This window comes from Streptomyces sp. PH10-H1 (assembly GCF_030063355.1).
Lineage (GTDB): Bacteria > Actinomycetota > Actinomycetes > Streptomycetales > Streptomycetaceae > Actinacidiphila.
Genome location: NZ_JASISZ010000048.1, coordinates 52,576 through 65,429 on the forward strand (window position 1 = coordinate 52,576; position 12,854 = coordinate 65,429).

14 protein-coding genes are annotated in these 12,854 nt (G+C 70.8%); 9 read left to right on the plus strand and 5 right to left on the minus strand.

Translation table 11 applies throughout. The features are described from left to right. Nucleotides 1-185 precede the first annotated feature (185 nt). Nucleotides 186-1,250 carry an S-adenosylmethionine:tRNA ribosyltransferase-isomerase gene (locus QMK24_RS26025; RefSeq protein WP_502962564.1) on the minus strand — a complete coding sequence of 355 codons (1,065 nt, stop codon included), beginning with the start codon at nt 1,248-1,250 and terminating at the stop codon, nt 186-188. A gap of 5 nt (nt 1,251-1,255) precedes the next feature. Next, complete coding sequence (locus QMK24_RS26030) at nt 1,256-1,954, minus strand: SDR family NAD(P)-dependent oxidoreductase (RefSeq protein WP_283469212.1); 699 nt, start codon at nt 1,952-1,954, stop codon at nt 1,256-1,258. A gap of 165 nt (nt 1,955-2,119) precedes the next feature. On the opposite strand from QMK24_RS26030, the gene QMK24_RS26035 reads away from it, so the two are divergent. From QMK24_RS26035 to QMK24_RS26045, 3 genes are all read left to right on the plus strand, one after another. Beyond that, nucleotides 2,120-3,274, plus strand: coding sequence for a GAF domain-containing sensor histidine kinase (locus QMK24_RS26035; protein ID WP_283469213.1), 1,155 nt, complete (start codon nt 2,120-2,122; stop codon nt 3,272-3,274). A gap of 40 nt (nt 3,275-3,314) precedes the next feature. Continuing rightward, complete coding sequence (locus QMK24_RS26040) at nt 3,315-3,965, plus strand: response regulator (RefSeq protein WP_283469228.1); 651 nt, start codon at nt 3,315-3,317, stop codon at nt 3,963-3,965. 141 nt (nt 3,966-4,106) lie between these two features. Next, complete coding sequence (locus QMK24_RS26045; protein WP_283469214.1) at nt 4,107-4,349, plus strand: chaplin; 243 nt, start codon at nt 4,107-4,109, stop codon at nt 4,347-4,349. Between the two features lie 79 nt (nt 4,350-4,428). Here QMK24_RS26045 and QMK24_RS26050 read toward each other — a convergent pair whose 3' ends face one another. Then, nucleotides 4,429-5,217, minus strand: coding sequence for an Rv1486c family protein (locus QMK24_RS26050; RefSeq protein ID WP_283469215.1), 789 nt, complete (start codon nt 5,215-5,217; stop codon nt 4,429-4,431). A gap of 81 nt (nt 5,218-5,298) precedes the next feature. On the opposite strand from QMK24_RS26050, the gene QMK24_RS26055 reads away from it, so the two are divergent. From QMK24_RS26055 to QMK24_RS26070, 4 genes are all read left to right on the plus strand, one after another. Beyond that, complete coding sequence (locus tag QMK24_RS26055) at nt 5,299-6,108, plus strand: ABC transporter ATP-binding protein (protein WP_283469229.1); 810 nt, start codon at nt 5,299-5,301, stop codon at nt 6,106-6,108. A gap of 94 nt (nt 6,109-6,202) precedes the next feature. Continuing rightward, the gene (locus QMK24_RS26060) at nt 6,203-6,625 is read left to right on the plus strand and encodes an NfeD family protein (protein ID WP_283469216.1); all 423 of its coding nucleotides are present in this window, start codon (nt 6,203-6,205) and stop codon (nt 6,623-6,625) included. A gap of 139 nt (nt 6,626-6,764) precedes the next feature. Further along, on the plus strand, nt 6,765-7,751 hold the full coding sequence (locus QMK24_RS26065; RefSeq protein ID WP_283469217.1) for an SPFH domain-containing protein: 987 nt from the start codon (nt 6,765-6,767) through the stop codon (nt 7,749-7,751). Between the two features lie 49 nt (nt 7,752-7,800). Next, nucleotides 7,801-8,568, plus strand: coding sequence for a sulfite exporter TauE/SafE family protein (locus QMK24_RS26070; protein WP_283469218.1), 768 nt, complete (start codon nt 7,801-7,803; stop codon nt 8,566-8,568). A gap of 104 nt (nt 8,569-8,672) precedes the next feature. On the opposite strand, the gene QMK24_RS26075 is transcribed toward QMK24_RS26070, so the two are convergent. Next, on the minus strand, nt 8,673-9,176 hold the full coding sequence (locus QMK24_RS26075) for an HNH endonuclease (protein ID WP_283469219.1): 504 nt from the start codon (nt 9,174-9,176) through the stop codon (nt 8,673-8,675). Nucleotides 9,177-9,624: 448 nt separating this feature from the next. Next, nucleotides 9,625-10,164, minus strand: coding sequence for a YbhB/YbcL family Raf kinase inhibitor-like protein (locus tag QMK24_RS26080; protein WP_283469220.1), 540 nt, complete (start codon nt 10,162-10,164; stop codon nt 9,625-9,627). 160 nt (nt 10,165-10,324) lie between these two features. Here QMK24_RS26080 and QMK24_RS26085 point away from each other — a divergent pair, with 160 nt between their 5' ends. Further along, on the plus strand, nt 10,325-11,023 hold the full coding sequence (locus tag QMK24_RS26085) for a DNA-3-methyladenine glycosylase (RefSeq protein ID WP_283469221.1): 699 nt from the start codon (nt 10,325-10,327) through the stop codon (nt 11,021-11,023). 113 nt (nt 11,024-11,136) lie between these two features. Continuing rightward, on the plus strand, nt 11,137-12,396 hold the full coding sequence (gene tyrS / locus QMK24_RS26090) for a tyrosine--tRNA ligase (RefSeq protein WP_283469222.1): 1,260 nt from the start codon (nt 11,137-11,139) through the stop codon (nt 12,394-12,396). Nucleotides 12,397-12,854 lie beyond the last annotated feature (458 nt).

The following is a 12,854-nucleotide window of genomic DNA, read 5'->3' on the forward strand; positions in this document are numbered from 1 at the left end:
AGTCGTAGCTGCGGGTTGAACGGCGTGGGGTGTTTACCCGTCCCTTACGTGCTGCCTTGCGCGCTGCGGACGCCCGCGCGGTCCACTAACCGGCTTCGTAAGTGACGTACGTCCTATCGGCGAGGTCACACACCACCACCCCCGCCATCGACGGATCGTGATGACGGGGGTGCGCGGGGTGACGGCTATGGGAGCAGCAGATTCACGTCGCCGAACTCGTGCCACAGATAGCCGCCGCGGACGGCTTCGGCGTAGACCCGTTCCAGCAGTGGGGCGCCCGCCACCGCCTCCAGCATCAGCAGGTGGGAGGCCGCCGGCTCATGGAGCCCGGTCAGCAGTCCGTCCACGGCGCGCACCCCGCGTTCCGGGGTCAGCACCAGGTCCGTCCAGCCCCGTGCGGCGCGCACCGTGCCCCGGCCGTCCGCGGCCGACTCCAGCGCCCGCACGGCCGTCGTGCCCACCGCGATGACCCGGCCCCCTCCGCTGCGGGCCGCGTTCACCTGCCATGCGGTGCTCGGCGGCACCGCGAACCGCTCCGGGTACGGCGGCTCATGTGTCTCCGCCGAGGAGACCCCGGCGTGCAGCACGATCGGCGCGAGCTGCACACCCCTGCTGACCAGGGCGGTCACCATCCCGGCGGTGAACGGTCGGCCCGCGCTCGGCATCTCCGCCGAGCCGAGACCGTCGGGGGTCGGCACCGAGAACACCGTCTGATAGGCCGCGAGCGGCTGGTCCCGCTCCGTGTAGCCGTACCGGATCGGCCGGCCGTGGCGGTGCAGATACGCCGCCGGGTCCGCCATGGACGGCCGCGCCACCCACAGCCGGTCCCCGCGCGGCGACAGGGGCTCCTCCAGTACCAGCCGCTCCCCGCCCGGCAGCTCCACGACGGCTCCGGCGGGTCCCCCGGCCCGGGGCAGCGTCGTGCCGCGCTCATCGGGGGTCCGCAGCTCCACCGCCCAGCGTCCCCCAACCTCCGGCCGGGGGTGCCCCCTGTCGTCCTGCCGGGTGGAGAAGTGCACGGTCACCGGCTCCCCGGCGAGATGCCCGCCGACCGCGGCGGGCAGCGTCCGCGAGGTGTTCACCACCAGCACGTCACCGGCCCGCAGCAGTCCTGGAAGCTCCCGGAAGGCGTGGTGCGACACCTCGCCCGCCGCCGCGCGGCCGACCAGCAGCCGGACGCCGTCCCGCTGCTCGGCCGGCGCCCGCGCCGACAGCTCGGGCGGCACCCGCAGCCCCCGCAACCCCTCCACCGTGGTCACCGTGGCTCCAGCAGCGCCGGAGCGGTGTAGCGCCCGCTGGGCGCGACCTCGTCCAGCAGCCGCAGGAAGGCCGGGGCCACGTCCTCGGGCAGCGGGCGGTCCGACAGGTCGTCGCCGGGGCAGGCCGCCGCGTACAGCTCGGTGCGCATGTCACCCGGGTCGACCCACCACACCCGCAGCCCCGGCTCCTCGACGGCCAGGACGGCGGACAGCTGGTCCAGGGCGGCCTTGCTCGCTCCATAGCCGCCCCAGGTCCCGTACGCCTCCACGGCCGCGTCGGAACTGACGTTCACCACCGAGCCCCCCGAGGCCCGCAGCAGCGGCAGCGCCTCCCGTATGAGCCCCAGCGGCGCCACCACATTCGTCTCCAGTGCGGCGCGCAGGCCGTCCAGCGGAAGCTCCGCCAGAGCCACCAGCGGCTCGGCGCCCAGCGCGCTCGCGTTGTTCACCAGCAGATCGAGGCCGCCGAACGCCCGCGCCGCCGCGATGAGCGCGGTCCGGTGGGCGGCGTCGGTGACATCGCCCGGCACGGCCGCCACCCGCGCCGTGCCCTCCTGCCCGAGCCCTGCCTCGGCGGCCTTCAGCGAATCCGCGGATCTCCCGTCGAGCACCAGGTCCCAGCCGCGCCGGGCGAGTGCCCCGGCCACCGCCCGGCCCAGCCCCCGTGACGCCCCAGTGATGATTGCTACGCCCATCGTCCCGCCCTCCGAGCCGCCGTCCGGCCCGGTGCCCGACGGCTGCCTTCACCGTAGGAACACCGGTGCGTCCCGCGCCTCGGCCGTCCGCCGCACTCAGGGGGGCACTTCGCCCTAGGTCCGCGGCCCGATCCGCCGGACCCGCGGCGCCGGTAGGTTGAATGCATGTCCAACCGTTCGCCCCGGGGCGGAATCGAAGCGGTCAGCTCCGCGGTCCTCGCGATGAGCCGGCACCTGGAGGTCCGCGAGGTCCTGCAGACCATCGTCGCGTCCGCCCGTGAGCTGCTCGACGCCGAGTACGCCGCGCTCGGCGTGCCCGATGATCACGGCGGGTTCGCCCAGTTCGTCGTCGACGGAGTGAGCGACGAGCAGTGGAAGGCGATCGGCCCGCTGCCCCGCCAGCACGGCATCCTCGCCGCGATGCTCCATGAAGCGACCCCCCAGCGACTGGCGGACGTCACCCAGGCCGACTGCTTCGGCGGCTGGCCGCGCGCCCACCCCGGCATGACCGACTTCATCGGCATGCCGGTCGTCGACGGCGAGGAGATCCTCGGCGCGATCTTCCTGGCCAACAAGCTCGGCCCCCGCGCGGAACCCGCCACCGTCTGCGCCTTCACCGAGGAGGACGAGACGCTGCTGCGCACCCTGGCCGCGCACGCCGCCATCGCCCTCACCAACGCCCGTCTCTACGAGCGCAGCCGCGAACTGACGCTGGCGGGGGAGCGGGCGCGCATCGCCCACGAGCTGCACGACGCGGTGTCCCAGAAGCTCTTCTCGCTGCGGCTCACCGCCCAGGCCGCGGCCGCGCTGGTCGACCGCGACCCGGCGCGCGCCAAGGAGGAGCTGAAGCACGTGGCGGCGCTCGCCGCCGAGGCCGCCGACGAACTGCGCGCCGTCGTCGTCGAGCTGCGGCCCGCGGGCCTGGACGAGGACGGCCTCGTCGCGACCCTGCGCACCCAGGCCGAAGTGCTCGACCGGGCCCACACGGCCCATGTCACCTTCTCGTCCTGCCAGGTGCGGGCGCTGCCCGCCGCCCAGGAGGAGGCGCTGCTGCGCGTCGCGCAGGAAGCCCTGCACAACGCACTGCGGCACGCGCACGCGACCACCGTCACCGTCTGTCTCACCGGCCGCGGCAAGGGCGCCGTCCTGCGGGTCGGCGACGACGGTACGGGCTTCGAACCGTCCGCGGTGCGCCGCGCCGGCCGCCACCTCGGCCTGGTCTCCATGCGGGACCGGGCGAGCGGCGCCGGCGGGCATCTGACAGTGACATCGGCGCCCGGGAAGGGCACCGTCATCGAGATGGAGGTGCCCGGTGGCTGAGGAAAAGAGGGACAGCACGGAGCGTTTCGTTGCAAGGGTGGTGGCGGGCGACGGGCGGGCAATTCGCGTCCTGCTGGTCGACGACCACCAGGTGGTGCGCCGCGGTCTGCGGACGTTCCTGGAGGTCCAGGGCGACATCGAGGTCGTCGGCGAGGCCGGCGACGGTGACGAGGGCGTGGCCCGCGCCGGGGAACTGCGCCCCGACGTGATCCTGATGGACATCAAGATGCCCGGCACCGACGGCATCTCGGCCCTGCGGAAACTGCGCGAGCTCGGCAGCCCGGCCCGGGTGCTCATCGTCACCAGTTTCACCGAGCAGCGCACCATCGTGCCCGCCCTGCGGGCAGGCGCCGCCGGCTACGTATATAAGGACGTGGACCCCGAGGCGCTGGCCGGCGCGATCCGCTCCGTGCACGCCGGTCATGTACTGCTCCAGCCGGAGGTCGCCGACGCGCTGCTCTCGCAGGAGTTCCCCGGCCACGGCCAGGGCCGGGGCAACGCCCTCACGGAACGGGAGCGCGAAGTCCTGACGCTGATCGCCGACGGACGGTCCAACCGGGAGATCGCCCGCGCGCTGGTGCTCTCCGAGAAGACCGTGAAGACCCATGTCTCGAACATCCTGATGAAGCTCGATGTCTCGGACCGCACCCAGGCCGCCCTGTGGGCGGTCAGGCACGGTATCGGGGCCTGACCGGAACGTCGTGTTCCGGTGTGAGATTCATACTGTCGGGTGGATGTCGCCCGCGTGGCGCCCCCTGACCGGCCGTGACCCGTTCTGTATGACGTACTGCGGCGGTTGGCCGCGGTGCACCATGCGAGGAGGAAGTTCGAAGTGAAGATCCTGAAGACGGCCGCGGCCATCACGTTCGTCGCGGGCGGGCTCGCCATGGCCGGAGCCGGTGTCGCCTCCGCTCACGGCGCCGACGCCCACGGCGTGGCACACGACTCACCCGGTGTCGCCTCGGGCAACCTGGTCCAGGTTCCCGCGCACGTCCCGGTCAACGCCTGTGGCAACACCGTCAGCGTGATCGGTGCCCTGAACCCGACCTTCGGGAACGTGTGCGTCAACAAGTAGTCGCACCCAGCGGTTCGCACCGCGACGACCGGCCCCGGAGGCACTGCCTCCGCGGCCGCGGCGTTCGGGGACGCGGCCTTTACGGCGTCCGGCGCTCCGCCTCCTCCACGTAGGCGTTGTAGGCCGCCACCTGTGCCCGCCGGGCGGTGCGCTCCACCGGCCGCAGCAACTCCGCGCGCGCCGCGATCTCCGAGGCGCTGACCGCGGCCCCATGCCCGTCGGCGGCGATGGCGACCAGCGCGCTGACCCGCTGCGCCATCACCAACACCCGTACCGCCCGCGGCGGATAGCCGGGCGCCAGCACGTCATGGCCGCGCTCGGCGCGCGCCCGGTAGGCGTCCAGGGCCGCCTGCGCGGCCGGTCCGGTCCCGGCGACGTCCAGCCGGGTCAGCGCCTCGGTGGTGTCCCGCAGCGCCTCGGCCAGCTCCCGCTCCGCCTCGCCGAGCGAGGGCACGTCCGCCGGCGGGGCGGACCGTACCTTCAGGCACTGCCACTCCACCTCCACGTGCACATCGCCGCGCGGCCCGGCCTCGGTCACTTCGGGAACGAGGCCGAGGGCCGGGCCGCCGACCGCGATCACGGCCTCGCCCGCGGCCAGCGCCCGCGCGTTGAACTCCGGCGGGCCGCTGAGGCCCAGCGGATGCCCCGGCGCGGGCAGCGCGATCCGCAGCCCGGTCGTACCGAGCGCGCGCAGTCGTCCGAGGCCGAGGGTCAGACCGACCGGGCCGTTTTCGCCCGGCAGTCCGGTCATCCGGTGAACGGCGTCCCCGCCCAGGACCTCCTGGGCGACATCATCCGGTGCGGCAAGTCCGGCAAGTAGGGCATTTCCCCATGCCGCCAGCCGTCCTGATCGAGGTTCATCAAGCATCCCCCCAGCCTAAGGACTGGACCGCCCGACGCGTGGCGTAGGTTTTCCCTCGGGGCTCTGCCCGTGACAACCGAGACTGCAATGGGAGACAACGCGCTCATGAGCGATGTGCTGGAGCTGGTGGACGTATCGGTGGTCCGCGACGGACGGGCTCTGGTGGACCAGGTCTCCTGGTCGGTCGCCGAGGGCGAACGCTGGGTGATCCTCGGACCCAACGGCGCGGGCAAGACCACGCTGCTCAACATCGCCTCCAGCTACCTCTTCCCCAGCACCGGCACCGTCCAGGTGCTCGGCGAGAAGCTCGGCAGCGTCGACGTCTTCGAACTGCGCCCCCGAATCGGCATGGCGGGCGCGGCCATGGCGGACAAGATGCCGAGCGGCCAGACCGTCCTGGAAACCGTCCTCACCGCCGCGTACGGCATGACCGCGCACTGGCGGGAGAGTTACGAGCGGGTCGACAAGGACCGCGCCCGCGCCTTCCTCGACCGGCTCGGCATGTCCGACTACCTGGACCGGAAGTTCGGCACCCTGTCCGAGGGCGAACGCAAGCGCACCCTGATCGCCCGCGCCATGATGACCGACCCGGAGCTGCTGCTGCTCGACGAGCCGGCGGCCGGCCTCGACCTCGGTGGCCGCGAGGACCTCGTCCGGCGTCTTGGCCGGCTCGCCCGCGACCCGATCGCCCCCTCCATGATCATGGTCACCCACCATGTCGAGGAGATCGCCCCCGGCTTCACCCATGTCCTCATGATCCGCCGGGGCAAGGTCGTCGCCGCGGGCCCGATGGAGCTCGAACTCACCTCGCGCAATCTCTCGCACTGCTTCGGCCTCCCGCTGGTCGTCGAACGCAGGGGCGACCGCTGGACCGCCGCGGGACTGCCGCTCTCCTGATACCCCGTCCGGTACGGCATACCCCGCCCGGTACGGCCTGTCCGTACCTGGCAAGGCCTGTCACAGATCACCCCCACCCCCCTACGATGGGGAGGTGGACCCATGGGTGTGGTGGCTCATCGCCGCCGTAGGACTCGGCATACCTCTGGTGCTGACCGCGATGCCCGAATTCGGGATGTTCGCGGTCGGTGCCGTCGCGGGAGCGGTCACGGCCGCGCTCGGCGGCGGCATCGTTCTCCAGGTCATCGTCTTTGTGATCGTCTCGGTCGCGCTGCTCGCCGTCGTCCGCCCCATCGCCTACCGGCACCGCACGCAGCGCCCCGAGCTGCGTACCGGGATCGACGCGCTGAGGGGCCGGCAGGCCGTCGTCCTCGAACGGGTCGACGGTGGCGGCGGACGGATCAAACTCGCCGGTGAGATCTGGTCGGCGCGCTCCCTCGACGATGAGCGGATCTTCGACCCGGGCGAGAAGGTGGATGTCGTGGAGATCGACGGAGCGACCGCCGTCGTCATGTGACCGAAGCGACCGATACGGCCGCCACGGCAGCGCTCCGGGAATTCGCCGAACCCTGGGCGCACCGCCGTAGTGGTCTGCGACAATTGATCATGTCGAAGTACATCCGGTACATCCGCAGTCAAACGGCGCGGGAGTGGACATGCAGCCGATCATCATCGTCCTGATCATCCTGGTGGTGCTCGTCTTCGTCGCGCTCATCAAGACGGTCCAGGTCATTCCACAGGCGAGCGCCGCCATCGTCGAGCGCTTCGGCCGCTATACGCGCACTCTCAGCGCGGGCCTGAACATCGTCGTGCCCTTCATCGACACCATCCGCAACCGCATCGACCTCCGCGAGCAGGTCGTGCCGTTCCCCCCGCAGCCGGTGATCACGCAGGACAACCTGGTCGTCAATATCGACACCGTCATCTATTACCAGGTGACCGACGCCCGGGCGGCGACGTACGAAGTCGCCAGTTATATCCAGGCGATCGAGCAGCTCACCGTCACCACGCTCCGCAACATCATCGGCGGCATGGACCTGGAGCGGACGCTGACCTCCCGGGAGGAGATCAACGCGGCACTGCGCGGCGTCCTCGACGAGGCCACCGGCAAGTGGGGCATCCGCGTCAACCGCGTCGAGCTCAAGGCGATCGAGCCGCCGACCTCCATCCAGGACTCGATGGAGAAGCAGATGCGCGCGGACCGCGACAAGCGCGCCGCGATCCTCACCGCCGAAGGCATCCGGCAGTCCCAGATCCTCACCGCGGAAGGTGAGAAGCAGTCCTCGATCCTGCGCGCGGAAGGTGACGCCAAGGCCGCCGCGCTGCGCGCCGAGGGCGAGGCGCAGGCCATCCGTACGGTCTTCGAGTCCATCCACGCGGGCGACCCGGACCAGAAGCTGCTGGCGTACCAGTACCTCCAGATGCTCCCGAAGATCGCCCAGGGTGACGCCAACAAGCTCTGGATCATCCCCAGTGAACTCAACGACGCGCTCAAGGGCCTCGGCGGCATCGTCAACCTCCCCGGAGCTCCCGGCAACGGCGGTGGCGGAGGCGGCGGCAACAACGGTGGCGGGGGCGGTGGCGGCAACAACGGCGACGACAACGCTCCGCGCCGCGAGACCCCGCGCTTCGACAAGGACTGACCCTCGGGCATGATCGGTGTAACCGACACCGGTCATCGAGGGGTACAGCGTGACGATCTGGGAGGCACTCGCCGTCTTCGCGGCGGGACTCGGCGCGGGCACCATCAACACCATCGTCGGCTCCGGCACCCTGATCACCTTCCCGGTACTCCTCGCCGTCGGCCTCCCGCCGGTCACCGCGAATGTCTCCAACGCCCTCGGCCTGGTGCCCGGTTCACTCAGCGGGGCCATCGGCTACCGCCGCGAACTGCGCGGCCAGCGCCGGCGGGTCATCCGGCTCGGCTCCACCGCCCTGGCCGGCGGCCTGTCCGGCGCGATCCTGCTCCTGACGCTGCCGTCCACGGCGTTCGGCGCGATCGTCCCCGTACTGATCGGCCTCGCCGTGGTCCTGGTCGTCGTGCAGCCCCGTCTCGCCCGCGCCGTCAAAGCCCGCCGCGAACGCGACGGCACGGACGTCCCCACCGACGGCGGCCCGCCGCTGCTGACCGGCCTCTTCCTCGCCAGCATGTACGGCGGCTACTTCGGGGCCGCCCAGGGCGTCCTCTATCTGTCGCTGATGGGCCTGCTGCTCCATGACGACCTGCAGCGCATCAACGGCGTCAAGAACATCCTGGGCATGCTCGTCAACGGGATCGCCGCCGTCTTCTTCCTCTTCGTCGCCGACTTCAACTGGGCCGCCGTCGGCCTCATCGCCGCCGGCGCCACCCTCGGCGGCATCTTCGGCGCCCGCATCGGCCGCCGGCTGCCGCCGGGCGCGCTGCGGGGTGTCATCGTCGTCGTCGGCATCGTGGCGATCGTCCAACTCGTGCTCAAGTAATCCGGTGCTCACGTGATCCGGGTCCGAACCCCCATCACGTGAGCACCGGACCCGGACGGCGGGCCGCCACCCCTGGTAGGCCCGCCGTCCGTGCACCGCCGGGATCAGGCCGGCAGAGCCAGCCAGTCCGGCAGCACGGCATGATCCCTGATCCCCAGCGCCAGCAGCAGCGTGTCCGCCGGCGTCGGCTCGAACGGCTGGGCCAGCAGCCGCATCCCCGCCTGCTCCGGCGTCCGGTCCGCCTTGCGGTGGTTGTCCTCCGCACACGCGGCGACCGTGTTCAGCCAGGTGTCCCCGCCACCGTGCGAACGCGGTACGACATGGTCCACCGTGCTCGCCCGGCGACCGCAGTACGCGCACCGGTGCCGGTCACGCACCAGCACACCCCGCCGCGACCACGAGGCCCGTTGTCGGAACGGCACCCGGACGTATCTCCGCAGCCTGATCACCTGCGGAACCGCGACCTCGACGGCGGCGGCGCGGATTCGCAGCCCCGGATGCGCCTGCTCGACGACGGCCTTCTCCTGCATCACGAGCACGACCGCACGCCGCAGCGACACCGTCGACAGCGGCTCGAAACTCGCGTTCAGCACCAGCGTCTCACGCATTCCGCCCACCTCAACGATCCGTCCCCGCCCCATGGCGAAGTGGATCCACTGTGCCTGGCAGACCCCGCGCGGACAACGCAATATCCGTGCGGGGAAAGGGACGTGAGGGTGTGGGGGAGCCGCTGCCGGGCAGTGGGGAGCGCGCAGTGGACAGCGGAAATTCCGGACGAAAAGGGCCGGACGAAATGCCGAACGCCCCGGACGCTTCCCCCCGTGCGTAACGGAAGCGTCCGGAGCGTACGGCAGCCGGCGCGGACACCGGGCGGGGAACGCCCGGTTCCGGCAGACGACTTGCATCGCGCGGGCGAGAACCACCACAACGCGACGCCCCGCCGCCCCCGCTACCGCGGTACCGACTGCCCGGTGATGGTGGGCCACCACCAGACAGGTACCACTGTGCGATTCGGGGCGCCGGGGCGCAACGCAATTAATCGAGGTGCGACGGCGCTCAGCTCCCGGCCGGTGCCTCGTACTCCCCGATCAGCTGGGCCCTGCCCAGCGCGTGGAAGCGCAGGTTGAAACCGATCGCGGCCGGCGAGGCGTCCGCGTCGGGTCCCAGTTTCCCGGCGTCCACCGCGTACACGGTGAAGACATAGCGGTGCGGGCCGTCCCCCGGCGGTGGAGCGGCCCCGCCGAAGTCCCGCGTCCCGTAGTCGTTCCGCACATGGAGCGCGCCCTCGGGCAGGCCCTTGAAGTCCCCGGTGCCGGCACCCGTCGGCAGCTCGGTGACCGTCACTGGGATATCGATGAGCGACCAGTGCCAGAAACCGCTGCCGGTCGGCGCGTCCGGGTCGAAACACGTCACGGCAAAGCTCTTCGTCCCCTCGGGGAAGCCCTCCCACCGCAACTGCGGCGAGGTGTTCCCGGCCGCGTACACCTGCTCGTCCTTCAACACCGCGCCCGGTGCCACGTCATCGCTCACCACCGTGAACGACGGCACCGGCGGATGGAACTCGTGGGGGAGCGGCCGCCGCTTCTGCTCGGTCACCTCGACACCTCCTGATCGCGTGAACTGCTGGGGCTGTTGCCGGCTGCGACGGGCGCATGCCTCGGCGCACTGAGCCTAGAACCAGTTCCGCTTGCCGCCGACATTTACGGTCTCTACGAACGCGGAACCGCGGCGAACGGTTCCGGTACCCTCGTACCGCATGATCGCCGATGCCGAAAGGACCCCGCTCGTCCGGTCCTTCTTCGACCGCCCGGTCCTCGACATCGCACCGGACCTGCTCGGCCGGATCCTCGTCCGCCGCACCGCGGACGGCCCGATCGAGTTGCGCCTGACCGAAGTAGAGGCATACGCGGGCCCCATCGACCCCGGATCGCACGCCTACCGGGGACGTACCGAACGCAACGCGGTGATGTTCGGACCGCCCGGCCACACGTATGTGTACTTCACCTACGGCATGTGGCACTGCCTCAACCTGGTGTGCGGCCCGGAGGGCACGGCCAGCGGTGTCCTGCTGCGCGGCGGCGAGATCACCCGGGGCGCGGACCTCGCCCGCAAGAACCGCCCCACCTCCCGCAAGGACACCGACCTCGCCCAGGGCCCGGCCCGGCTGGCCACCGCCCTCGCCGTCGACCGGTCCCTCAACGGAGCGGACGTCTGCGAACCCCCGGACGGTCCGCGCGCCGATTCGTCAGCCGGTCTGTCCGGCGATCCGCCCGCCGATCCGGCGGGGAGTCCGTTCCGGGTTCTGGCCGGCGCTCCGCCGGCCGCGGAGCTGATCCGTACCGGCCCCCGTACCGGCGTCGGCGGCGACGGCGCCGTCCACCCCTGGCGTTTCTGGATCGACGGCGACCCGACCGTCAGTCCCTACCGGGCGCACGCCCCGCGGCGCCGTAGTTAACGACTGGCCGCGACCGCGTACCCTCGGACACGCTGTACGGACGCTGCGCGGACCGCCGCTGTGCGGCCGCGGAGAACCGACTCATCGCACTGACCCAAGGAGACAAGAGACCCGTGACGGACATCGTCGACGAGCTGCAGTGGCGAGGGCTGATCGCCGTTTCCACTGACGAGGACGCATTGCGCAAGGCGTTCGCGGACGGCCCTGTCACGGTCTATTGCGGCTTCGACCCCACGGCGCCCAGCCTCCACCTGGGCAATCTGGTGCAGATCCTCACCATCCGGCGGCTGCAGCGCGCCGGTCACCGGCCGCTGGGCCTGGTCGGCGGTGCCACCGGTCTGATCGGCGATCCCAAGCCGTCGGCGGAACGGACGCTCAACGCCCCCGAGGTCGTCGCCGACTGGGTCGAGCGCGTCCGCGCCCAGATCGAGCCCTTCCTCTCCTTCGAGGGCCCGAACGCCGCCACGATGGTGAACAACCTGGACTGGACGTCCGGCATGTCGGCGATCGAGTTCCTGCGCGACATGGGCAAGCACTTCCGCGTCAACAAGATGATCGCCAAGGAAGCCGTCGCCCGGCGCCTCAACTCCGACCAGGGCATCAGCTACACCGAGTTCAGCTACCAGATCCTGCAGGGCATGGACTTCTTGGAGCTCTACCGGCGGTACGGCTGCACCATGCAGACCGGCGGCAGCGACCAGTGGGGGAATCTGACGGCCGGCATCGACCTGATCCATCGCGTCGAGGGCGCCTCCGTGCACGCGCTCGCCACCCCGCTGATCACCAAGGCGGACGGCACCAAGTTCGGCAAGACCGAGGGCGGCGCGATCTGGCTCGACCCCGAGATGACCACGCCGTACGCCTTCTTCCAGTTCTGGCTGAACGCCGACGACCGTGACATCTCCAAGTTCCTGCGCATCTTCAGCTTCAAGACTCGCGAGGAGATCGAGGAGCTGGAGCGGCTCACCGAGGAGCGCCCCCAGGCCCGCGCCGCCCAGCGCGCCCTGGCGGAGGAACTGACCACCCTGGTGCACGGGGCGGATCAGTGCCTGGCCGTCACGGCCGCTTCCAAGGCTCTTTTCGGCCAGGGGGAGCTGACCGACCTGGACGAGGCCACGCTGGCGGCCGCTCTCTCCGAGCTGCCGTACGCCAAGGTCACGTCGCTGGAGCCGGTTGTCGACCTCTTGACCGCGGTGGAGTTGGTGGCGAGCAAGTCGGCCGCCCGGCGCGCCATCAAGGAGGGCGGCGCCTACCTGAACAACACCAAGGTGACCAGTGAGGACGCCGTCCCCGCCGACTCCGACCTGCTGCACGGCCGTTGGCTCGTCCTCCGTCGTGGCAAGAAGAGCCTGGCCGCCATCGAGGTCGGCTGAAACCCATGCGTTTGAGCGGCGGCAGAGCTTGACTCTGCTGCCGCTCCTACGTAACGTAGTCCGAGCCGCTGGAAACGGTGCGTCCGGTTCGTCCGGATCCCCGCAGAGGTGGCCACCCACTACTACGACTTCCCGTCAGGGTTGCTTTTCGGTGCGCCGAAATTCAGTCCGAATAGCTCGATTATGAGCGGGGCGGGAAATGCGCTAAAGTAGTGGACACGCCGCAAGGCGCGAAACAAAAACCCGCCTCAGCGGGTGGCAGAAACGGGAAATCGGATCTGCTAAGCTGAGAAAACGAAGGGAAGCCCGGAGGGCGCCGGTTACGGCACCGAAGGAAGCGTCCGTTCCTTGAGAACTCAACAGCGTGCCAAAAGTCAACGCCAGACTTATATACCCCGGGCAGGGCCGATTCCGGTTCTGCTTGAGGTTCCTTTGAAAAACAAAGTCCTTCCGCCGCC